Annotated in this window: 18 protein-coding genes; 14 read left to right on the forward strand and 4 right to left on the reverse strand. The window is 62.1% G+C overall.

All coding sequences use genetic code 11. The features are described 5' to 3' along the window. Positions 1 to 497 precede the first annotated feature (497 nt). Genes LDZ28_RS00795 through LDZ28_RS00805 form a run of 3 tightly spaced genes read left to right on the forward strand, consistent with a single transcriptional unit; the run spans position 498 to position 2,944 of the window. A complete protein-coding gene (locus LDZ28_RS00795; RefSeq protein ID WP_370652117.1) occupies positions 498 to 1,712 on the forward strand; it encodes a D-alanyl-D-alanine carboxypeptidase family protein in 1,215 nt (404 codons plus the stop codon). 12 nt (positions 1,713 to 1,724) lie between these two features. After that, the gene (locus LDZ28_RS00800; protein ID WP_244826852.1) at positions 1,725 to 2,618 is read left to right on the forward strand and encodes a D-amino acid aminotransferase; all 894 of its coding nucleotides are present in this window, start codon (positions 1,725 to 1,727) and stop codon (positions 2,616 to 2,618) included. Positions 2,619 to 2,647: 29 nt separating this feature from the next. After that, a complete protein-coding gene (locus LDZ28_RS00805; RefSeq protein WP_244826853.1) occupies positions 2,648 to 2,944 on the forward strand; it encodes a DUF493 family protein in 297 nt (98 codons plus the stop codon). Here the strand turns inward: LDZ28_RS00805 and LDZ28_RS00810 are convergent. Next, the gene (locus LDZ28_RS00810; RefSeq protein WP_244827949.1) at positions 2,928 to 3,887 is read right to left on the reverse strand and encodes a transcriptional regulator GcvA; all 960 of its coding nucleotides are present in this window, start codon (positions 3,885 to 3,887) and stop codon (positions 2,928 to 2,930) included. The genes LDZ28_RS00805 and LDZ28_RS00810 overlap by 17 nt on opposite strands. Before the next feature lie 117 nt (positions 3,888 to 4,004). Here LDZ28_RS00810 and LDZ28_RS00815 point away from each other — a divergent pair, with 117 nt between their 5' ends. The 6 genes from LDZ28_RS00815 (at position 4,005) to LDZ28_RS00840 (ending at position 11,344) form a co-directional block, all read left to right on the forward strand. Further along, positions 4,005 to 4,331 carry a DUF2917 domain-containing protein gene (locus tag LDZ28_RS00815; protein WP_244826854.1) on the forward strand — a complete coding sequence of 109 codons (327 nt, stop codon included), beginning with the start codon at positions 4,005 to 4,007 and terminating at the stop codon, positions 4,329 to 4,331. A gap of 73 nt (positions 4,332 to 4,404) precedes the next feature. Next, positions 4,405 to 5,223 carry a lipoyl(octanoyl) transferase LipB gene (lipB, locus tag LDZ28_RS00820; RefSeq protein WP_309841196.1) on the forward strand — a complete coding sequence of 273 codons (819 nt, stop codon included), beginning with the start codon at positions 4,405 to 4,407 and terminating at the stop codon, positions 5,221 to 5,223. Next, positions 5,220 to 6,224: a lipoyl synthase gene (gene lipA / locus LDZ28_RS00825; protein ID WP_244826855.1), complete on the forward strand. Its 1,005-nt coding sequence runs from the start codon at positions 5,220 to 5,222 to the stop codon at positions 6,222 to 6,224. Before lipB ends, lipA begins: the two co-directional genes overlap by 4 nt. 478 nt (positions 6,225 to 6,702) lie before the next feature. After that, entirely contained in the window at positions 6,703 to 7,986 is a 1,284-nt protein-coding gene (locus tag LDZ28_RS00830) for a dicarboxylate/amino acid:cation symporter (RefSeq protein ID WP_244826856.1), read from the forward strand. A gap of 21 nt (positions 7,987 to 8,007) precedes the next feature. Next, positions 8,008 to 9,978: an ATP-binding protein gene (locus LDZ28_RS00835; RefSeq protein WP_244826857.1), complete on the forward strand. Its 1,971-nt coding sequence runs from the start codon at positions 8,008 to 8,010 to the stop codon at positions 9,976 to 9,978. Between the two features lie 37 nt (positions 9,979 to 10,015). Beyond that, a complete protein-coding gene (locus LDZ28_RS00840; RefSeq protein WP_244826858.1) occupies positions 10,016 to 11,344 on the forward strand; it encodes a sigma-54 dependent transcriptional regulator in 1,329 nt (442 codons plus the stop codon). A gap of 229 nt (positions 11,345 to 11,573) precedes the next feature. Here LDZ28_RS00840 and LDZ28_RS00845 read toward each other — a convergent pair whose 3' ends face one another. Further along, positions 11,574 to 12,110, reverse strand: a complete 537-nt coding sequence (locus LDZ28_RS00845) for a peroxiredoxin (protein ID WP_244826859.1) — start codon at positions 12,108 to 12,110, stop codon at positions 11,574 to 11,576. Between the two features lie 174 nt (positions 12,111 to 12,284). Here LDZ28_RS00845 and LDZ28_RS00850 point away from each other — a divergent pair, with 174 nt between their 5' ends. Continuing rightward, positions 12,285 to 12,899: a hypothetical protein gene (locus LDZ28_RS00850; RefSeq protein ID WP_370652063.1), complete on the forward strand. Its 615-nt coding sequence runs from the start codon at positions 12,285 to 12,287 to the stop codon at positions 12,897 to 12,899. Positions 12,900 to 13,261: 362 nt separating this feature from the next. Here LDZ28_RS00850 and LDZ28_RS00855 read toward each other — a convergent pair whose 3' ends face one another. Together LDZ28_RS00855 and LDZ28_RS00860 are read right to left on the reverse strand one after the other, a co-directional pair. Further along, complete coding sequence (locus LDZ28_RS00855) at positions 13,262 to 14,812, reverse strand: YifB family Mg chelatase-like AAA ATPase (RefSeq protein ID WP_244826860.1); 1,551 nt, start codon at positions 14,810 to 14,812, stop codon at positions 13,262 to 13,264. Positions 14,813 to 14,907: 95 nt separating this feature from the next. Continuing rightward, positions 14,908 to 15,168 carry an accessory factor UbiK family protein gene (locus LDZ28_RS00860; protein WP_244826861.1) on the reverse strand — a complete coding sequence of 87 codons (261 nt, stop codon included), beginning with the start codon at positions 15,166 to 15,168 and terminating at the stop codon, positions 14,908 to 14,910. A gap of 434 nt (positions 15,169 to 15,602) precedes the next feature. On the opposite strand from LDZ28_RS00860, the gene LDZ28_RS00865 reads away from it, so the two are divergent. The 4 genes from LDZ28_RS00865 to gshB all read left to right on the forward strand — a co-directional run bounded on the left by LDZ28_RS00865 (position 15,603) and on the right by gshB (position 20,111). Then, positions 15,603 to 15,941, forward strand: coding sequence for a P-II family nitrogen regulator (locus LDZ28_RS00865; protein ID WP_014190273.1), 339 nt, complete (start codon positions 15,603 to 15,605; stop codon positions 15,939 to 15,941). 33 nt (positions 15,942 to 15,974) lie between these two features. After that, complete coding sequence (locus tag LDZ28_RS00870; protein WP_244826862.1) at positions 15,975 to 17,447, forward strand: ammonium transporter; 1,473 nt, start codon at positions 15,975 to 15,977, stop codon at positions 17,445 to 17,447. 352 nt (positions 17,448 to 17,799) lie between these two features. Next, positions 17,800 to 19,089, forward strand: a complete 1,290-nt coding sequence (gene gshA / locus LDZ28_RS00875; RefSeq protein ID WP_244826863.1) for a glutamate--cysteine ligase — start codon at positions 17,800 to 17,802, stop codon at positions 19,087 to 19,089. Between the two features lie 65 nt (positions 19,090 to 19,154). Beyond that, positions 19,155 to 20,111, forward strand: a complete 957-nt coding sequence (gshB, locus tag LDZ28_RS00880; protein WP_244826864.1) for a glutathione synthase — start codon at positions 19,155 to 19,157, stop codon at positions 20,109 to 20,111. Positions 20,112 to 20,251 lie beyond the last annotated feature (140 nt).

The raw sequence follows: 20,251 nt of genomic DNA on the forward strand, positions 1-20,251 counted from the left end.
GCGCGAATCGGCGCTCGAATGGCTATCGGCGTATTCCCTCGAATTGCGGCGCGGCAAACGTGAAAACACGCGTCTTGTCCGTAGATTCATCGGAAACCGCGCCCTCGGCGCGCGTATAATGACGCAGAATTTTTTGCTGCGAACATGAGCAAACGTCCTGCCGAATGGCCTTTCATGTTGCGTGACGCAGTGAAGACCCGGCGCCCGAGCGCGCAAGCTTTCATGCGGGCTCACGCGATATTCGAATACCTGCGTTTCGTACCCATGTTGCCCGGGCGTCGGAACGCTCACGGTTTTCTCCGCGTGCGCGGCGATAGACTTCGATGGCGCGTCCGTCTGTCGAGTAAGCGCGAGTTCGCATGACCAGTCGAAGACCATTGGCTGGCAACACGAGCGACTAGCGCGACCGGTATCGACGGTCCACCTGTTCAACCCGCGTTTCGCCAACGCCGATCACACCCGGCGAAACGCCGATGCTTCTTCTTCCGACCGATCCTATGCGCTTTTTCCCTTCCGGCTTGTCTGTTTCTCCCCTTTCAGCAGTCGAGCGTCGCACGTTGCAAGCCGCTATCGTGATGCCCGCCGTGCTCGCCGCCGCGAGCGCCTTTGCGCAAGTCCCGCCGCCGGACGTCACCGCGCATTCGTGGGTGCTCGTCGACGCCACCAGCAACCAGGTGCTCGCATCGGGCAATCCGGATGAGCGTGTGGAACCGGCATCGCTCACCAAGCTGATGACCGCATACCTCGTCTTCGACGCGTTGAAGTCGAAGAAGATCAACATGGACCAGACGGTGATGCCGACCGAGGCCGTGCGCCGCGTGAAGACGGACGAGTCGCGCATGTTCATCGAGGCGAACAAGCCGGTAACCGTGCATGACCTGGTCTACGGCATGATCATCCAGTCGGGCAACGACGCGGCCATCGCGCTTGCCGAACTCGTCGGCGGCAGCGAAGGCAACTTCGTCACGCTGATGAACGCCGGCGCCAAGCGCATTGGCATGAAGCACACCAATTTCGCCGATGTGAACGGCATGCCCGACCCGCAGCACTACACGACGGCGGGCGACCTGGCGGTGCTGTCCACGCGCCTCATCCGCGACTTCCCCGAGTACTACAGCATCTTCTCGGTACGCGACTTCACGTACAACAAGATCAAGCAGCCGAATCGCAATCGTCTTCTGTGGCTCGATCCTTCCGTCGACGGTCTCAAGACCGGTCACACCAAGGCGGCGGGATATTGCCTGATCGCGACGGCCAAGCGCCCGCTCGTCGGCACGCCCGACGCGAGCCGCCGTCTGGTCGCCGTGATGATGGGCGAGCCTAAGGAATCCGCGCGCGTTCAAGACAGCCTGAAGATGCTGAACTACGGTTACACGGCCTATGACGCGGTGCGTCTCTTCAAGGCGAATCAGGTGATCGAATCGCCGCGCGTCTATAAGGGCGCGTCCGACAACGTGCAGGCGGGCGTCGAGACGGATCAGTACATCACGGTGCCTAAGGGTCTCGGCGAAAAGGTCAAGCCCACGGTCACGCGTAACGATTTGCTGATCGCGCCGATCAAGAAGGGCCAGCAAATCGGCACCGTCAAGATGGTCGCGGACGGCAAGGACGTCGCGCAGTTCCCGCTGGTCGCGCTGCAGGACGTGCCGGAAGCCGGCATCTTCGGCCGCTTGTGGGATTCGGCTTTGTTGATGTGGCAAAAGCGTAAGTAAGGAGCAGGTTCGATGAGCATCGCCGAAGACTTCGACCCGACGGTCTATCTGAACGGAGAGTGGGGCCCGCTTTCCGAAGCGCGCATTCCGGTGCTGGACCGGGGCTTCATTTTCGGCGATGGCATCTACGAAGTCGTGCCGCTCTACGCGCAGGCAAACGGCGAGCGTCTGCCGTTTCGCCTGACTCAGCATCTCGCGCGACTCGAACGCAGTCTCGGCAAGATCAGCATCGCCAATCCTTTCGACGATGCCGGCTGGCGCGCGTTGATCGCCCGTGCGATCGAAGCGAACGCCGGCGCCGGCGATGCGCTCGTCTACATCCAGGTCACGCGCGGCGTGGCGAAGCGGCGCGGCCACGCCTTTCCGGCGGGCATCACGCCGACCGTGTTCGTCATGGTCGGACAACTCGTGTTTCCGAGCGTCGAGGCGCGGGCTCGCGGCGCGGCCGCCGTTACCGCCGAAGACAAGCGCTGGCTGCATTGCGATATCAAATCGACCTCGCTTCTCGGCAATGTGCTCATGGCGCAGCACGCCGCCGAACACGACGCGCTGGAAACCATCCAGTTGCGCGACGGCTTGCTAACCGAAGGTTCGTCCTCAAATGTCTGGGTAGTGAAAGGCGGCACGCTCCTCGGCGCGCCGCGTGGACCGCGCATTTTGGAAGGCATTCGCTACAGCCTCATCGAAGAGTTGGCGAAGGAAGCGGGAATCGTGTTCGAGGAACGCGACATCACCGAAGCCGAACTGCGCGCGGCCGATGAACTCATGATCAGTTCGGCGACCAAAGAGGTCATGCCGATTACGACGCTCGACGGTCAGCGCGTTGGCGACGGCCGGCCCGGCGCGGTCTATGCTGCGCTGTATGGCGCGTATCAGCGAGCCAAGACGCGCGAGTTCGGCCTGTGAGCGAACCGCGCCATGCGAAGGAGAAAGCCATGTCCGAATCCAAACCCCAAACCGCCGCAAACCCCGACATCGACGCGTTGTTCAACTTTCCGTGCGACTTTCCGATCAAGGTGATGGGCAAGACGCATCCGGAGTTTCAGGACGCGATCGTCAACGTACTGCGTGAATACGACAACGAATTTCACGACGGGCGCGTCGAAGCGCGGCCTTCGTCGGGCGGCAATTACACCGGCCTGACTTGCACCGTGCGCGCGCAGAACCGCGCGCATCTGGACGACATCTATCGCGCGCTCACCGGCCATCCCATGGTCAAGGTAGTGCTTTGAGCGTGCTTTCGGGTGCGTCGCAGACTGCGGGCGTGCGTTCGTAAAGTTGCCGGAACTGCTCGGCTTCGTCGAAAATCCAGTTGCGAAATGCCTGCACGCGCGCGGTTTGCATCGCCGCGGGCGGGCAGACGAAGAAATAGGTCCACGGGCTCGGACCATCCACGTTGAATAGCCGCACGAGCCTTCCCGCGATGATTTCCTGCATCGCCAGCGACCTTCGCACCAGCGCGACTCCCTGACAGTCGATCGCCGCCTGCAGCAGATTCGACGAATCCTCATACAGAACGCCGCGCTTCGGCTCCGGCGTTTCCGTCAGGCCGGCTGCGTCGAACCACGGGCGCCACAACTCGTCGTTCGAACGCAGCAGCGGCAGGCTCGCCAGATCGGCCGGCGTGCGCGGCAGATTGCCGCCGTTGAAGCGCGGCGAACACGCGGGGAAGAACACTTCGTCGAGCAACTCTTCTGTATGCAGACCGGCGTATTTGCCGTAGCCAAAGCGAATCGCGAGGTCCACGTCGTCGCGATTGAAGTCGATGAGCGCGTTCGTCGAGTGCAGTTCCAGATCCACTTCCGGATGCTTCTCGATGAATTTGCCCACGCGCGGCGTCAGCCAGCGCGCCGAGAACGACGAAAGCATCGACACGATCAAGCGGCGGTCTCGGTCGCCGGAACGAATTCGTCGTGTGGATTCGGCCAGCGAAAGGAGCGAGGCCCGCACTTCGACGGCGTACTGGCGGCCGCGATCGGTCAGGCGCACGCGCTTGCCGTCGCGCGCGAAAAGCGGCACGCCCAGTTCGGCTTCGAGTGCGCGAATCTGATGACTCACCGCACCGTGCGTCACGAAAAGCTCGTCGGCGGCGCGCGAAAAACTCTCATGACGCGCGGCGGCTTCGAACGCTCGAAGCGCATTCAGAGCGGGCAATTGGCGCAAATCTGTATGGATAGTCTGAGGGTCGGTTGTCAATCTGGCTCACATAGCAGTGAAAATTGATCGTTTGGTTCAACGCCTTGCCACGCCTAGGATTGTAGTCATCGAAACGTTCCTTTGGCGGAGTGGATCATGCGAGAAATATCAACAAGCGTCATGTTCGAAATCAAGCCGGGCGAAACGGTGCCGATGCGCATCGTGCGTGGCACGCGGCTTTCGGTGCAAGGCAGCACGGTCTGGGCGACGCGCAGCAACGACACCGAAGACTATTGGCTCGTGCCCGGCGACCAGCTCAAGTTGCGCGAACGCGAACGCCTATGGCTTTCGGTGGACGGCGACCGCCCCGCGCAAGTCGTCTTCACCATTGTGCCGCGCTGCGACGAGCGCGCGATCCACTGGGTATCGACGAGCATCGAACGTCTCGCGCAGCGGTTGCGTTCGGGCTGGCGCACGGTCTGAAGCGCGGTCCGGCGCATTATCTTCGGGTTCAGCGTCGGCGGGCATCGAGCGATTTCGGTAAACTATCGGAATCATGTCCGCCATTTCCACCGCTTTCGCGCCGGAACGCTCCACTCCCGCCGAACCGTCCAGCGTCTTCCGCTTCGGCGACCATCCGGTCACTTTGCGCTGGCGCGGCTTAGAGCCTTATCAGGAAAGCTTCGACGCGATGCGCGCCTTCACCGACGCGCGCACGCCCGAGACGCAAGACGAAATCTGGCTCGTCGAGCATCCGCGCGTGTTCACGCTCGGACTTGCCGGCAACCCGGCGCATCTGCTCCTGGCCGACAGCGGCATTCCGCTCATCAAGGTGGATCGCGGCGGACAAATCACCTATCACGGGCCCGGTCAGATCGTGGCCTATCTGCTGCTCGATCTGCGGCGTCGCAAGCTGATGGTGCGTGAACTGGTGCGCCGGATCGAAGAGGCCGTGATCGAAACCCTTGCATCGTATAATCTTGTCACGGATCGTAAGGTCGGCGCGCCTGGCATTTATGTCGCGAAGCCTTCCGCGCGGCACACGGAACTGGGCGCCAACGCCGGTTCGCACGCGTTGCACGAAGGCGCGAAGATCGCCGCGCTGGGACTCAAGATTCGCAACGGCTGCAGTTATCACGGCGTGAGTCTCAATGTGAGGATGGACCTGCAGCCCTTCCTCGCGATCAACCCGTGTGGCTACGCGGGACTCGAAACGGTCGACATGGCGACGCTCGGCGTCGAAGCCGACTGGCGCGACGTAGCCGCGACGCTCGCCGAACGGCTGGCGCATCAGATCGACGGCGTTCCTGCTGCCGCCGCACAATTGCACGACGGCGCCGCCGTCCAAGCAGACTCAAACGGATCAAGCGAATGACTGACGCAACCGCAAATCTTGCTGGATCGACCGACGGCAACACCGCCGTTCCGCCCGCCGCCTACGACGCCACCGCGAAGCAGAAGGCGCAGGCGAAAACCGCGCGCATCCCGATCAAGATCATCCCGATCGAAAAGCTCAAGAAGCCCGAATGGATTCGCGTACGCACGGCCACCGGCAGTTCGCGTTTCAACGAGATCAAGCAAATTCTGCGCGAACACAATCTGCATACGGTTTGCGAAGAAGCGAGCTGCCCGAATATCGGCGAGTGCTTCGGCAAGGGCACGGCCACGTTCATGATCATGGGCGACAAATGCACGCGCCGTTGCCCGTTCTGCGACGTGGGCCACGGCCGTCCAGACCCGCTCGATGCGGAAGAGCCGTTGAATCTCGCGCGCACCATCGGCGCGCTGAAGCTGAAGTACGTGGTGATCACGAGCGTGGATCGCGACGATCTGCGTGACGGCGGGGCGGCGCACTTCGTCGAGTGCATTCGGCAGGTGCGCGAGCATTCGCCGGAAACGCGCATCGAAATCTTGACGCCGGACTTCCGTGGCCGGCTGGATCGCGCGATCGGCATTTTGACCGCCGCGCCTCCCGACGTGATGAACCACAATCTGGAAACCGTGCCGCGTCTCTACAAGGAAGCGCGTCCGGGCTCGGATTATCATCATTCGCTCAAGCTCTTGAAGGACTTCAAGGCGCTGCATCCGGAAGTCGCGACCAAGTCCGGGCTGATGGTCGGCCTTGGCGAAACCGAGGAAGAAATTCTTCAGGTGATGCGCGATTTGCGCGCGCACGACGTCGACATGCTGACGATCGGCCAGTACCTGCAACCGTCGGAGCATCATCTGCCGGTGCGGGCTTACGTGCATCCGGACACGTTCAAGATGTACGAGGAAGAAGCGTACAAGATGGGCTTCACGCACGCGGCAGTCGGCGCGATGGTCCGTTCGAGCTATCACGCGGATTTGCAGGCGCATGGCGCTGGCGTGGTTTAAAGCTGCTTACTGCCTTTCCTGCATTTCGCACGAAGAAGAAAACCCACGGAGACCGTGGGTTTTTTTTTTGGCGACAGCGCGCAGATGGCGTGAACTTCGCCCACACGAAGACGTCATGCCAAACGGCAACGAATAGTCCGAACTCCCGGACAAGCATTTTCCGGATTTCCGGAAAGCTGGATTGGCAATCGCCAAGGTCCTAAAAATATTCAGCTAAATCAGCAGGTTACGTAGCAAAAAGTCTGGCATTGCCCTTGCAATAGAAGAGTTACGGCCCGCGAAGCCGTCTATAAAAGTCAAGGAGACAAGCTGATGAATCCCTTCGCATCCATCCGTTCCTGAATCCGTCGACGTAGCGGCTCTCGCTCGAACGACGCGTTTCCGATGCTCGTCGCCAACACAACCGACACGCATCAAGCGTCAAAGCCCGCCGCTGGCTCTTTTTTCGCCAACTGCCTGACCTTTGCCTGGAACTATCGTGAAGAAACCTTTCTATAAAGTCCTGTACGTGCAGGTGCTCTTGGCCATCGCCATCGGTATCGCGCTCGGGCATTTCTATCCCGCTCTCGCCACCGACATGAAGCCGCTCGGCGATGGCTTCATCAAACTCATCAAGATGGTGATCGGGCCGATCATCTTTTGTACCGTCGTGACCGGTATTGCCGGCATGGAGGACATGAAGAAGGTCGGACGCGTCGGCGGCAAGGCGCTGCTGTATTTCGAAGTCGTCTCGACCTTCGCGCTCGTCCTCGGCCTCATCGCCACGCACGTGCTCAAGCCCGGCGTCGGCTTCAACGTCGATCCCGCGACGCTCGACCACAAGGCCGTCGAGTCGTTCGCGACCAAGGCGCACGGCCAGAGCACTGTCGATTTCTTCCTGCATATCATCCCCGACACGCTGATCTCCGCGTTCGCGCAAGGTGAAATCCTGCAGATTCTATTGATCGCGCTTCTGTTCGGCTCGGTGCTCGCGCATCTCGGCGAACGCGGCCGCGTGGTGACGAGCTTCATCGAAGGGCTGTCGAGCGTGCTGTTCGGCATGGTCGGCATCATCACGAAACTCGCGCCCATCGGTGCGTTCGGCGCGATGGCGTTCACCATCGGCAAGTACGGGATCGGCTCGCTGCTGCCGATGCTCAAGCTGATCGGCACGTTCTATCTGACGTCGATCGTCTTCGTGCTCGTGGTGCTCGGCACCATCGCGCGGATGGTGGGCTTCTCGATCCTGCGCTTCGTCGCTTACATCAAGGAAGAGATGCTGATCGTGCTCGGCACGAGTTCGTCCGAAGCCGCGTTGCCGCAACTGATGCTCAAGCTCGAAAAGCTCGGCTGCTCGCGCTCGGTCGTGGGTCTCGTCGTGCCGACGGGCTACTCGTTCAATCTCGACGGCACCAACATCTACATGACGATGGCGGTGCTGTTTATCGCGCAGGCAACCAACACGGACTTAAGCTGGGGCCAGCAGTTGACGCTGCTCGCGGTGACCATGCTCACGTCCAAGGGCGCAAGCGGCGTGACCGGCGCGGGCTTCATCACGCTGGCGGCAACCCTTGCAGTCGTGCCGACCATTCCGCTCGCGGGCATGGTGCTGATTCTCGGCATCGACCGCTTCATGAGCGAATGCCGCGCGCTGACGAATATCGTCGGCAACGGCGTGGCGACGGTGGTGGTGTCGGCGTGGGAGAACGAGCTCGATCGCAACAAGCTGCGCGACGCGCTCAAGCACGGCGCGGCCGAGCACGAACCCGAAACCGTCGCTTAAAGCCGCGGAAAGCAGGCAGCCATGCACGCGGCGAAGCATCAGCCAACCGGCGCTTCGCCGCGGCCTTACATCGAAGGCGCGTATGCCACAATGGCAGATACTCATTTGCGGGAATCTGCTCACGTGTCGCGCCGCATCCTCGTGTTCTTCGCGCTCGCCGCTCTGCTTGCGGCGTGTTGCGCGCTCACCTGGCAGATCGCGTGGCGGCGGGGTATCGACGAGCTTCGGCTCAATGCCGCGGTGCGCGTGGATCGCACCACGAACACGCTCAAAAGCACGCTCGACCGCTACGAATATCTGCCGTATCTGCTGTCGCGCCATCCGCTCGTGCAGAACGTGCTCGACACGCCCGACCGCAACAACGTCGATCGCGCGAACCAGTATCTCGAAGACCTCAACCAGCGCGCGCACGCCACCGCGACTTATCTGATCCGCAAGGACGGCTTCTGCGTCGCCGCCAGCAACTGGCGCGGACCGGACAGTTTTGTCGGCGTCGAATATCTTTTCAGACCTTATTTCGTCGATGCCGCGAAGGGCGGCGTCGGACGCTTTTTCGGGCTCGGCACCGTTTCGCTGGAACCGGGCTATTACATCTCGCAGCCGGTGTTCAAGGAAGGCACGCGCGAACTGATCGGCGTGGCGGTCGTGAAGCTCAATCTCGAATGGCTGCAAGGCGCGGATGCCACGGAGCCGCTACTCGTCACCGACGACCACGGCGTGATCTTTCTTTCCTCGGTGCCTTCGTGGAAATATCACACCGTGAGGCCGTTGCCGCAAAGCGTCGAGGCGTCCGTCTACCAGACGCGCCAGTACGCGCAACAGCCCATCACGCCCTTGCCGATGACCATCGCAAAGACGCTCGAAGGCGGCGCGCAGATCGTGCGCGTCGGCGGCGGGCGCAATGCGCCGAGCTTTTTGGCAACGCGGCGTTCTATCGGCGAACCCGACTGGCAGTTGATCACGATGGCGCCGCTCGATCCGGTCGAGAGCGCCGCGCAAAACGCGGTGGTCGTGACGGCCCTCGTATTCGTGTCGCTGTGTCTGCTGGCGTTTTACTGGCGCATGCGGCGCGCGCGCGTGCGCGAGATGATCCGCAGCCGCGAGATGCTGCAGACCGCGTATGCCGAACTGAATCAACGCGTCGCGGAACGCACGGCGGATCTGTCGGAGGCCAACGAGCAACTGACGAAGGAAGTCAACGAACGCACGCGCGCCGAACAGGACCTGCGCGCGGCGCACGACGAACTCATCCAGGCAAGCAAGCTCGCCGCGCTCGGGCAAATGGCGGCCGGCATCACGCATGAATTGAATCAGCCGCTTGCGGCTCTGCGCAGCTTTTCGGACAACACGCGCGTGTTGATCGAGCGCGGCGATCAGGCGGCGGCGCGCGAGAATCTCGAAGCGATTGCGTCGCTCACCGAGCGCATGGGCAAGATCACGAATCAGCTCAAGCTCTTCGTCGCGAAGGCGCGGCCGAAGAACGCGCGCACTGACGTCGCACGCGCTCTGCACAACACGCTCGCCATGCTGCGGCCGCGCATGAAGAACGTCGCGCTCGATATCGCACCGGAGATCGAAGGCGAATGCGCGTCGGTCTTCGTGCGTTGCGAGGACTTGCGGCTGGAGCAAGTGCTCATCAACCTGATCGGCAACGCGCTCGATGCCGTCGCGTCATGCGATGCCCCGCGCATCGTCATGGAACTCGACGCGCGCGAAACCGTGGTCGAGATCGTGGTGCGCGACAACGGCCCCGGCATTCCCGCCGACGTGCTCCCGCGCCTTTTCGAGCCGTTCTTCACGACGAAGGAAACGGGTCACGGGCTCGGTTTGGGACTCGCCATTTCGTCGGCGATCGCGCGAGATTATGGCGGTACGCTGATCGCGCGCAATCGCGTGGCGCCAATCGTCGCGGCCGGTCCCGAAGGCGGCACGCAAGCCGACGCCGACGGTTCCTACGGCGCCGAATTCGTACTGACGTTGCGCCGCGCCTGAAGGCCGGCGTGCATGAGGCAACACAAGGGGCAAGACCATGAGCACCGGTTCGCAGGTGATCTATATCGAAGACGACGAACTCGTGCGGCGCGCGAGCGTGCAGAGCTTGCAGCTCGCGGGCTTCGACGTGATTGGCCACGGCAGCGTCGAAGCGGCGGCGCGCGCCATCGACGCGAGTTATACGGGCGTGATCGTGAGCGATATCCGTTTGCCGGGCGCGAGCGGTCTCGACCTGCTCGCGCAATGCCGCGAGCGCGCGCCCGAAGTGCCGGTAATACTCGTCACCGGTCACGGCGACATTTCGATGGCCGTGCAGGCCATGCGCGACGGCGCGTACGACTTCATCGAGAAGCCGTTTGCCTCCGAGCGGCTGATCGAAGCGGTACGCCGCGCGCTGGAGCGACGCACGCTGGTGCTCGAGAACCAGGCGCTGCGGCGCGAACTGGCGGGGCAGAGCCGCATCATCGGGCGCAGTCCGGCTATCGAACAGGTGCGGCGGCTGATCGCCAACGTGGCGCCGACGGATGCGTCCGTGCTCATCAACGGCGATACCGGCGCGGGCAAGGAACTGATCGCGCGCAGTCTGCACGATCTTTCGGCGCGCCGCGACAAGCCGTTCATCGCGGTGAATTGCGGCGCGTTGCCGGAGCAGATGTTCGAATCGGAGATGTTCGGCTACGAGGCCGGCGCCTTCACCGGCGCGCAGAAACGGCGCATCGGCAGGCTGGAGGCGGCATCGGGCGGCACGCTGTTCCTCGATGAAATCGAGAGCATGCCGCTCTCGCTTCAAGTGAAACTGCTGCGGGTGCTGCAGGACGGCGTGCTGGAGCGGCTCGGCTCGAATCAGCCGGTACGCGCGAATCTGCGCGTGGTGGCCGCCGCGAAAGGCGACATGAACGAACACGTCGCGGACGGCACGTTTCGCCGCGACTTGCTGTACCGGCTCAACGTCGTAACCATTTCACTGCCGCCGCTCAACGAGCGTCGCGAGGACATCGTGCCGCTTTTCGAACACTTTTTGCTCGATGCCGCCGTGCGCTACGAACGGCCTGCGCCGCTCATCACGGATCGTCAGCGCGCCGAACTCATGCAGCGCGAATGGCCTGGCAACGTGCGCGAGCTGCGCAATGCGGCGGATCGCATGGTGCTCGGTGTCATCGACGATACGGGAGCCGCGCTCGATACGTCCACGCAGCCGCTCAAGGAACGCACGGAGCAATTCGAGCGCGCGGTGATTGCACAGACGCTGGAACAGTGCGGCGGGGCGGTGGCGGTGGCGGCTGATCGCCTGCAGCTAGGCAAGGCGACGCTCTACGAGAAGATCAAGCGATACGGGATTGCGGTGAAGGGGGATGCTGAGCGGTAGGGTGCTGGCGCGTATTGGCTGGCTGGTTTGGGCTGGTCTTTAAGCCGGGCGAAAGTCGAATGGCGGATGAACGGTTCAACGCCCGTTCCTTGAATCGCTTTTTGCGCCGCGTTATTACCTAGATCCACCGTTGAGCGCTGCTAGCCACCCTGAGCGCCTCGGTATGCCGCACGCTCAAGCCAGTCGTAAGTTGTTCCCCAACCCGACGCTGCTCAACGCGCCCGTTCCTTCAAGCCGCTCCAAGCGCCTTATTGAGCAATGCATCCAGCTCGGCAAAAGTCGGTTCGCCAACATAGCGCTTGAGAATCTTGCCGTCCTTGTCGACCACGAACGTCGTCGGCGTCAGTTGGACGTTGCCGAACTGTTTGGCGGCGCTGCCGTCGTCCATGGCGACCTTGAACGGCAGATTGCGCGTCTGCGCATAATTGCTGACGTACATCGGCGCGTCGTAATTCATGGCGACGGCCACGAATTCGAGCCCGCGACCCTTGAACTTGTTGTACGTGTCGATCATCTGGGGCATTTCCTTCATGCAGGTCTCGCAACTCGTCGCCCAGAAGTTGATGAGATAGACCTTGCCCTTGAGATCGTTCGATGTCGAAATCTTCTGCCCTGAAAGCAGCGTGAAGGTTGCATCGGGCACCTTCTGTTGTCCGCCGAACGCGAAATACCCCGTGCACGCGATCACACCGGCGACGAGCGCCACTACAACGTAGCGCAACGGACTCTTGGCACGAGTCTGAGTATTTTGAGTGGCTTGGGACATGGCAACCTCGAACGGCTCGTAGTCGAGCGAAGCGCCTTGTAAGGCGCAACTGCAATGGGAAAGTGCTGGTTATTTTAGCGCCAAACGTGCGGCGCAGTCGTGACACGTCCGGTCGGCCGAACGAAATCCGGGTATCGCGGCGCGATAATGATGCTTTTCACGCAACGGTCAGCCATGAAGCGAGTTCTTTCTGCGAATACGGCCAGTCTGCGCCGGTTTCTCGTGCGCAATATTCCGAATCGTTCCATGCGCGCACGTTCATTGAGCGCGATGGTGTGCGCATGTGTCGCATGCGGCGCGTTGATCGCGTGCACGCCGTCGTATGACTGGCGCACGATCATGAACAACGACGACGGCTACGAAGTCACGCTGCCCGCCAAGCCGCACGCCGAGGAGCGCAAGATTCAGATTGCCGGCCAGCCGATGACCATGCGCATGCAGACCGCCGAAGCCAATGACGCGGTGTTCGCAATCGGCACGGTTGTCCTGCCCAGCGCCGATCCCGCGTTGCAACGCGCCGCGCTCGATTTCCTCCAGCAAGGCCTCGCCCGTAACGTGAATGCCCAGCCGGCCGCGCGCGCGACGCAGATCGACCTTGCTGTCGGCGGTCGAGTGCTCGGCAGCGAGATGGAAGTCAAGGGACAAGGCGGGAATCAGCGCGAGAGCCGGACGATTCACGCGCGCTTCGTGGCGCATGGCATGCATGTCTACCAAGTCGCGATTGTCTCGGACAAAGCGCCGCCCTCTGAACAGTCCGATCAATTCTTTTCTTCCTTCAAACTGTTTTAGAGGTAAACCTCGGTTTTCTGCGACTGCTCACTTAAGAGTGCTGCTCGTGAGGTTTACAAAGCCGAAGTTCATTCACAGCTTTGGCGTCTAATACTCGGATTTGTCAGGACTTTTTTCGCTATCCACAGGGTCTGTGGATAACTTTGTGGAAAACAGTGTCGGTGAGTCGCTTGAAGCCCGCTTCGTGCGGTCGGGCTTACTTTGCTTCCCTTCATGGCAAGTTAAATAGTTCAATAAAATCAATGGTCTGTGCAATGCGTTCTGTCATGTAGGTTGATAGTAGGAAAAAGAAGGGCGGATCGGCTTGGTGTGCATAAGTCAAGTCTTGACAGGCAATATTTCGCGCCCGATGACCTTGAGGCTCATGCCGCAGGAAACGCGCGACGGTATTGCACGGCTTCCGCGACATGCGCCGCGGTCGGAATGTTCGCCCCGGATAGATCGGCAATGGTCCGTGTGACTTTCAAAACGCGGTAATAGCCGCGCGCCGACCAACCGAAGCGCTCGCTCGCGGCGCGCAGGAGCGCGGCGCCTTCGGCATCAGGTCGGCAGAGCGTGTCGGCATCGCGGCCATCGAGTTCGCGATTGGTCTTGCCTTGCCTCGCGAGCTGGACGGCGCGCGCCGCCTCGACGCGTGAAGCCACCGTTGCGCTGGATTCGCCATGCTTGGCGCCGCGCGCCGAGAGTTCAGCGGGCGAGAGCGCAGGCAACTCGATCTGAATATCGATGCGATCGAGCAGCGGTCCCGACAACTTGCGCAGATAGCGCGCGGCGACGTCGGGTGAGCATCGGCAGCGTCCGCCTGGATCGCCACGCCATCCACACGGACACGGATTCATCGCGGCGACGAGCTGACACGCGGCAGGAAACTCCGCCTGTTGCGCCGCCCGGGACACGGTGATGCAACCCGCTTCGAGCGGCTCACGCAGCGTTTCGAGTACCTTGCGATCGAATTCGGGCAACTCGTCGAGAAAAAGCACGCCCAGGTGCGCAAGCGTGATCTCGCCCGGCTGCGGCGGATTCCTGCCGCCAACCAGCGCCACCGCGCTCGATGAATGATGTGGCGCGCGAAACGGCCGCCGCCTCCATTGCGCGGGCGTAAATCCGAGCGAGCTTGCCGACAGAATGGCGGCGGAGGCGAGCGCTTCGTCGTCGGTCATTGGCGGAAGCAGGCCTGGCAAGCGCGCGGCGAGCATGGATTTGCCCGCGCCGGGCGGCCCGACCATCAGCAGATGATGACCACCCGCCGCCGCAACCTCCAGCGCGCGACGCGCAGCCGGATGCCCGATGACATCCGCGAGATCGGGCGCGGCCGGCCGCGATGACGCATTCAATTGCGCGGAAGCCTGCGCGGGACGAAGCCGCGCATCCGGAACGCCGTTCAGATGCGCGCAGAGCGTCGGCAAATCCGCCGCGCCGAACACTTCGATGCCGGGCACCAGCGCGGCTTCGGAAGCACTTGCGAGCGGCACATAGATTTCCGGCGCACGCCCGCTCTCCGAACCGTTCGATGCATGGTGCCGCGCCGCTCCGCACACCATCGCGAATGCTCCGCGCATGGGCCGCAGCGCGCCGGTCAGCGACAGCTCCCCAGCGAACTCACGATTTTCGAGCGATGCAGCCGGAATCTGTCCGCTCGCCGCCAGAATGCCGAGCGCGATAGGCAAGTCGAAACGTCCCGACTCCTTTGGCAAATCTGCCGGAGCGAGATTGACGGTGATGCGGTTGACGGGGAATTCCAGTCCGCAATTCTGCAGCGCGGCGCGCACGCGCTCGCGGCTTTCGCGAACTTCGAGATCGGGTAAGCCGACGATGGAGAACGACGGCAATCCGTTTGCGAGATGAACTTCGACGACCACTTCCGGCGCGCGCCCAGGGGCGGGCGCGCGGCTCTTGACCACGGCAAGCGACATGATTTCACCTGAAACGGCGCGCGCTCGAAGGCGGCGCCGGCAATGAGACTAGGACTTCACGGCTCGCCGGCCGAGGTCGACAGTAGTTGAAGCCGTCAGTCCTGCGACGAGGAGCCGCCCGGCTGGTGCTGCTCCAGTTGCGCGACGCGTTTTTCTAGCTCTTCCAGCCGGGCGCGCGTACGCACGAGCACCTGAGTCTGCGTGTCGAATTCTTCGCGGGTCACGAGATCGAGCTTCGAGAAGCCCTGCGAAAGCATGGCTTTCACATTTTTCTCGACGTCTTTAGCAGGCGAATTCTTGAAGAGCTCGCTCATCTTCTGCTGCAGGTCATTGAAAACGTCGTTGGGCTGCTTCATCGTTTCTCCCTTTGCACAAAAAAAGTGCATTCATTGTTAGGTCAGTGCCCCGGCCGGTTGCATGATCGATTTTGGTGCATTCGTCACGCACTGCCGGGCACATTCGAGGCGCCGCGATTTTAGCGCTCCCGCGCTCCCGCGTCTTCCGCCTTTGCCCCTTTTAACGGGACCTTCCGAGCACTCTAGCAACGAACCCACCCCGGCGCCAGCAGGTACGGCGCGCGTTAGCCATTCGGCAGATCCCTTGCGCGCGCCTTTCGTGAAATCGTGCAAAGCCCCGTGAGCACTCGATTGGCATACGAGTTGCATAAGTGGCGCGGACCTTTTCTGCACGCTTCTTTCAGCGGCCCGACAGGACGGACGTGGGCTTGCAACCGAGGCATCCCGCTTTAGAAGGCATCGAAGGATCAGAGGCACACCACAGCGAGGGATACATGAAGCTCATTACCGCAATCATCAAGCCGTTCAAGCTCGACGAAGCGCGCGAAGCGCTCTCGGCGATCGGCGTCTCGGGCATCACGGTGACCGAGGTAAAAGGCTTCGGCCGCCAGAAAGGTCACACCGAACTTTATCGGGGCGCGGAATACGTCGTCGATTTCCTGCCGAAGGTGAAGATCGAAGCGGCCGTGTCGGACGACATCGTCGATCAGGCGATCGAAGCGGTCGAACGCGCGGCGCGCACGGGAAAAATCGGCGACGGCAAGATCTTCGTCACGGCAATCGAACAGGTCATTCGTATTCGTACCGGTGAGACCGGCGCGGACGCGCTCTAAGAAAAGAAATCGGCGATAAGAGGAAACCGAAGAATGCGTAACTTTTTGATGTCATTGCTGGTGGCGGGCGCCCTGGTCGGCGCCAATGTCGGCACCGCACTCGCCCAGGACGCGTCCGCTCCGGCCGCTGCCTCGGCACCCGCGGCCGACGCCGCATCGGCGCCTGCAAGCGCACCGGCCAGCGCCAACACGGCGATGGCTTCGTCGGCGGAAGGCGCTTCCGCAGCGGCGGCAGCTTCCGACGCCGCTCCCGCCGCGCCGACCGAACCATTCTCGGTCGATTCGTCGAAGATCAGCTCGGGTGACACCGCGTGGATGCTCACCTCGACCGCACTCGTGCTGTTCATGACGGTTCCGGGCCTCGCGCTGTTCTACGCAGGCATGGTTCGCAAGAAGAACGTGCTGGCAACGGTAATGCAGAGCTTCGCGATCTGCTGTCTCGTCACGATCATCTGGACGGTCGTGGGCTACAGCATCGCGTTCACGCCGGGCAATTCGTTCCTGGGTGGCTTCTCGCGCGTGTTCCTGCACGGCATGAACTACATCAAGGGCGACAAGGCCACGACGCTGACCGTCAGCCATCTGGCATCGACGATTCCGGAATCGGTCTACTTCGTCTACCAGATGACGTTCGCGATCATCACCCCGGCGCTCATCACCGGCGCGTTCGCCGACCGGATGAAGTTTTCCGCGATGCTCGTGTTCATGACGCTGTGGTCGATCATCGTCTACTCGCCGATCGCGCACATGGTCTGGGAACCGACCGGCTGGCTGGCAGGCGCAGGCGTGCTCGACTTCGCGGGCGGCACGGTGGTTCACATCAACGCCGGTATCGCGGGCCTGATGTGCTGTCTGGTGCTTGGCAAGCGCGTCGGCTACGGCCGTGAAGTGATGGCGCCGCACAACCTCGTGCTCTCGCTGATCGGTGCATCGATGCTGTGGGTGGGCTGGTTCGGCTTCAACGCGGGTTCGGCAGTCGCGGCTGACGGCCGTGCCGGCTTCGCCATGCTCACGACGCAGATCGCCACCGCATTCGCCGCCTTCGGCTGGATGTTCGCGGAATGGATTTCGAAGGGTAAGCCTTCGGTGCTCGGCATCATCTCGGGCGCGGTTGCAGGTCTCGTTGCAGTGACGCCGGCTTCGGGCTTCGTGGGCGTGACGGGCGCTATCGTGATCGGCATCGTGGCGGGCGTGGTCTGCTTCTGGTCGGCGACGTGGCTCAAGCACAAGTTCGGTTACGACGATTCGCTCGATGCGTTCGGCGTGCACGGCGTGGGCGGGATCATCGGCGCATTGCTGACTGGCGTGTTCGCGGTGAAGGACATCGGCGGCTTCGATGGCAATGTCATCGTGCAGGCGAAGGGCGTGCTGGTCACGCTGGTCTATAGCGGCGTCGTCAGCTTCGTGCTGCTCAAGATCATTGACATGGTCATGGGCCTGCGCGTGACGGAAGAAGAGGAACGCGAAGGTCTCGACGTCACGCTGCATGGCGAGCACGTCGAATAAGGGATTTGAGCCGCGATCCGGCGTGCCGCGAGAGGGCGCGCCGGATCTCATCCGCTCGGCGCATGTCGCCGGGGCGACGGCAAACGAACGAGCGCAGCGACTTGGCCCGCCTTCATGGCGGGTTTTTTTTCGTCCGCGCGATACGTCGGGTTTTCGTCCAGCGCCGCTCGCGCCGCAAATGGCCCGGATTGCCTGTGCAGATTGCCGCGATGGGCCGCAAAGCCTTGCTAAATGGCGGTCCATACCCAGTTAGGCAGGGCAATTGCTCTACAATCTTTCGTCCCTGTATCGGCTGGAACGATCGCCTTGGCGGTTGCCCAGTCCCACGCAAAACGCTGTCCACGAGAAATCAATGGTTCCGCACTTAGTTACGGCGTTAAGTGGCCCGCTGCTCGACCTCGAGCGGAAAATTCTCGAGGCTACGCCTTCCATCGAACGGTGGTTCCGTCTCGAATGGCAGGAGCACACGCCGCCGTTTTACTGTTCCGTCGACCTGCGTAACGCCGGTTTCAAGCTCGCGCCCGTCGACACCAATCTCTTTCCCGGCGGCTTCAACAATCTGCCGCACGAAGTGCTTCCGCTTGCCGTGCAGGCGGCGATGGCGTCCATCGAAAAAATTTGTCCAGACGCGAAGAATCTGCTCGTGATTCCGGAGCGGCACACGCGTAACGCGTTTTATCTGGAGAACGTTGCGCGGCTCGCGACCATCATGCGTCAGGCGGGACTCAACGTCCGCTTCGGCACGCTCGACGAAAACATCCACGGGCCCGTGACCATTCCGCTCGCCGATGGCCAAAAGGTCGTGCTCGAACCGCTCGAACGCACGCCGCGCCGTCTCGGCCTGAAAAATTTCGATCCGTGCTCGATCCTGCTCAACAACGATCTTTCCGCCGGCATTCCGCCCGTGCTCGAAAATCTGCACGAGCAATACATCCTGCCGCCGTTGCATGCGGGCTGGGCGGTGCGCCGCAAGTCGACGCACTTCTCCTGCTATGACGATGTCGCGAAAAAGTTCGCGAAGCTCGTCGAGATCGATCCGTGGATGGTGAACCCGTACTTCGCGCACGTCGAAGGCGTGGATTACGAGGCGCGCACGGGCGAGGAAGCGCTGGCCGAGGCAATCGACGGCGTCATCAAGAAGATCGCGAAGAAGTACCGCGAGTACGGCATCAGCGAGAAGCCGTATGTCGTCATCAAGGCCGATGCCGGCACGTACGGCAAGGGCGTGATGACCGTGCACGACGCAAGCGAGGTCGCCGCATTGACCAAGCGCGAGCGCACGCGTATGAACGACGCGAAGGAAGGCCTGCAGGTGCACGATGTGATCGTGCAGGAAGGCGTGCACACATTCGAGCGCGTGGAGAATGCGGTGGCGGAGCCGGTCGTTTATATGATCGACCGGTACGTGGTCGGCGGGTTTTATCGCGTGCACGACTCGCGCGAACGCGACCAGAACCTCAACGCGCCCGGCATGCATTTCGTGCCGCTTGGCTTCGAGCACACCGCGCTGCCGGATGCGCATGCGAAGCCCGGCGCCGCGCCGCCGAACCGCTTTTACATGTATGGCGTGGTGGCCAGGCTTGGGTTGCTGGCGGCATCGGTGGAACTCGAGAAGACCGACCCGGAAGCGATTCAGGTCTGAGTGCATAATGCCCTGCTCTCGTGGCCAATACTCATGGCCACGGTCACTAGCCCAAGCGAATACACATGGACATTCTCTTCATCGCCGATCCGCTCGATCGTTTCAAGATCTATAAAGACACGACCTACGCGATGATGGCCGAAGCCGCGCGGCGCGGTCACGTGTTGTACGCATGCGAGCCGCAGCATCTGGCGTGGACAGGCACGTCGGTCGACGCGAGCGTGCGACGCATTGCAATTGTCGGCGACGAAGCGAACAGCGACCGCTGGCCGTGGTTCGCGGCGGAACAGGCGGAGCATTTGCCGCTCACGCGTTTCGGCGCGGTGCTGATGCGCAAAGACCCGCCGTTCGATCTCGAATATGTCAACGCAACCTGGCTGCTCGAAATCGCGGAACGCGCCGGCGCGCGCGTTTTCAACAAGCCACAAGCCATTCGCGATCATTCGGAGAAGCTGGCTATTGCCGAATGGCCGCAGTACGTGGCGCCCACGCTCGTGACGCGCGATGCGGCTCGCCTGCGCGGCTTTCACGCGGAACATGGCGACGTCATTCTGAAACCGCTCGATGGCATGGGCGGCATGGGCGTGTTCCGCGTGAAAGCGGACGGCATGAACCTCGGGTCCATCATCGAGATGTTGAGCGAGGACGGCGCGCGTACGGTGATGGCGCAGAAGTTCATCCCGCAGATCACGGACGGCGACAAGCGCATTCTGGTGATCGGCGGTCAGCCGGTGCCGTATTCGCTGGCGCGTATTCCCCAGGGCAACGAGGTGCGCGGCAATCTGGCGGCGGGCGGTCTTGGCCGTGCGCAACCGCTGTCGGCGCGCGACCGCGAGATTGCCGAAACGCTCGGGCCAATTCTTGAAGCACGCGGGCTTTTGCTGGCCGGCCTCGATGCCATCGGCGATTACCTGACGGAAGTCAACGTGACGAGCCCGACATGCTTCCGCGAAATCATGGATCAGACAGGCTTCGACGTTGCTGGAATGTTCATCGACGCGCTCGAACGCGCGGTCGGCTGAACGGCCTTTCGAGCGCTAGCCAACGCTCGAATTGGCGCACTGCAAAAACATAATCGCCGACGCTGTTACAATTATTTCCCGGTTGCTTGCAAGTTTTAGGGTTGGAACGTGCTTTTTCCGGTCTTAAACTGTGTTTGAGA

Source organism: Caballeronia sp. TF1N1, assembly GCF_022878925.1.
Lineage (GTDB): Bacteria > Pseudomonadota > Gammaproteobacteria > Burkholderiales > Burkholderiaceae > Caballeronia.

Coding starts and splice junctions, on each gene's coding strand:
- LDZ28_RS00800 (WP_244826852.1), top strand. CDS start 1,725: ATGAGCATCGCCGAAGACTTCGACCCGACGGTCTATCTGAACGGAGAG.
- lipA (WP_244826855.1), top strand. CDS start 5,220: ATGACTGACGCAACCGCAAATCTTGCTGGATCGACCGACGGCAACACC.
- LDZ28_RS00855 (WP_244826860.1), bottom strand. CDS start 14,812: ATGTCGCTTGCCGTGGTCAAGAGCCGCGCGCCCGCCCCTGGGCGCGCG.
- gshA (WP_244826863.1), top strand. CDS start 17,800: ATGGTTCCGCACTTAGTTACGGCGTTAAGTGGCCCGCTGCTCGACCTC.
- LDZ28_RS00865 (WP_014190273.1), top strand. CDS start 15,603: ATGAAGCTCATTACCGCAATCATCAAGCCGTTCAAGCTCGACGAAGCG.
- LDZ28_RS00845 (WP_244826859.1), bottom strand. CDS start 12,110: ATGTCCCAAGCCACTCAAAATACTCAGACTCGTGCCAAGAGTCCGTTG.
- gshB (WP_244826864.1), top strand. CDS start 19,155: ATGGACATTCTCTTCATCGCCGATCCGCTCGATCGTTTCAAGATCTAT.
- LDZ28_RS00805 (WP_244826853.1), top strand. CDS start 2,648: ATGTCCGAATCCAAACCCCAAACCGCCGCAAACCCCGACATCGACGCG.
- LDZ28_RS00835 (WP_244826857.1), top strand. CDS start 8,008: ATGCACGCGGCGAAGCATCAGCCAACCGGCGCTTCGCCGCGGCCTTAC.
- LDZ28_RS00850 (WP_370652063.1), top strand. CDS start 12,285: ATGAAGCGAGTTCTTTCTGCGAATACGGCCAGTCTGCGCCGGTTTCTC.
- LDZ28_RS00860 (WP_244826861.1), bottom strand. CDS start 15,168: ATGAAGCAGCCCAACGACGTTTTCAATGACCTGCAGCAGAAGATGAGC.
- LDZ28_RS00795 (WP_370652117.1), top strand. CDS start 498: ATGCGCTTTTTCCCTTCCGGCTTGTCTGTTTCTCCCCTTTCAGCAGTC.
- LDZ28_RS00815 (WP_244826854.1), top strand. CDS start 4,005: ATGCGAGAAATATCAACAAGCGTCATGTTCGAAATCAAGCCGGGCGAA.
- lipB (WP_309841196.1), top strand. CDS start 4,405: ATGTCCGCCATTTCCACCGCTTTCGCGCCGGAACGCTCCACTCCCGCC.
- LDZ28_RS00870 (WP_244826862.1), top strand. CDS start 15,975: ATGCGTAACTTTTTGATGTCATTGCTGGTGGCGGGCGCCCTGGTCGGC.
- LDZ28_RS00840 (WP_244826858.1), top strand. CDS start 10,016: ATGAGCACCGGTTCGCAGGTGATCTATATCGAAGACGACGAACTCGTG.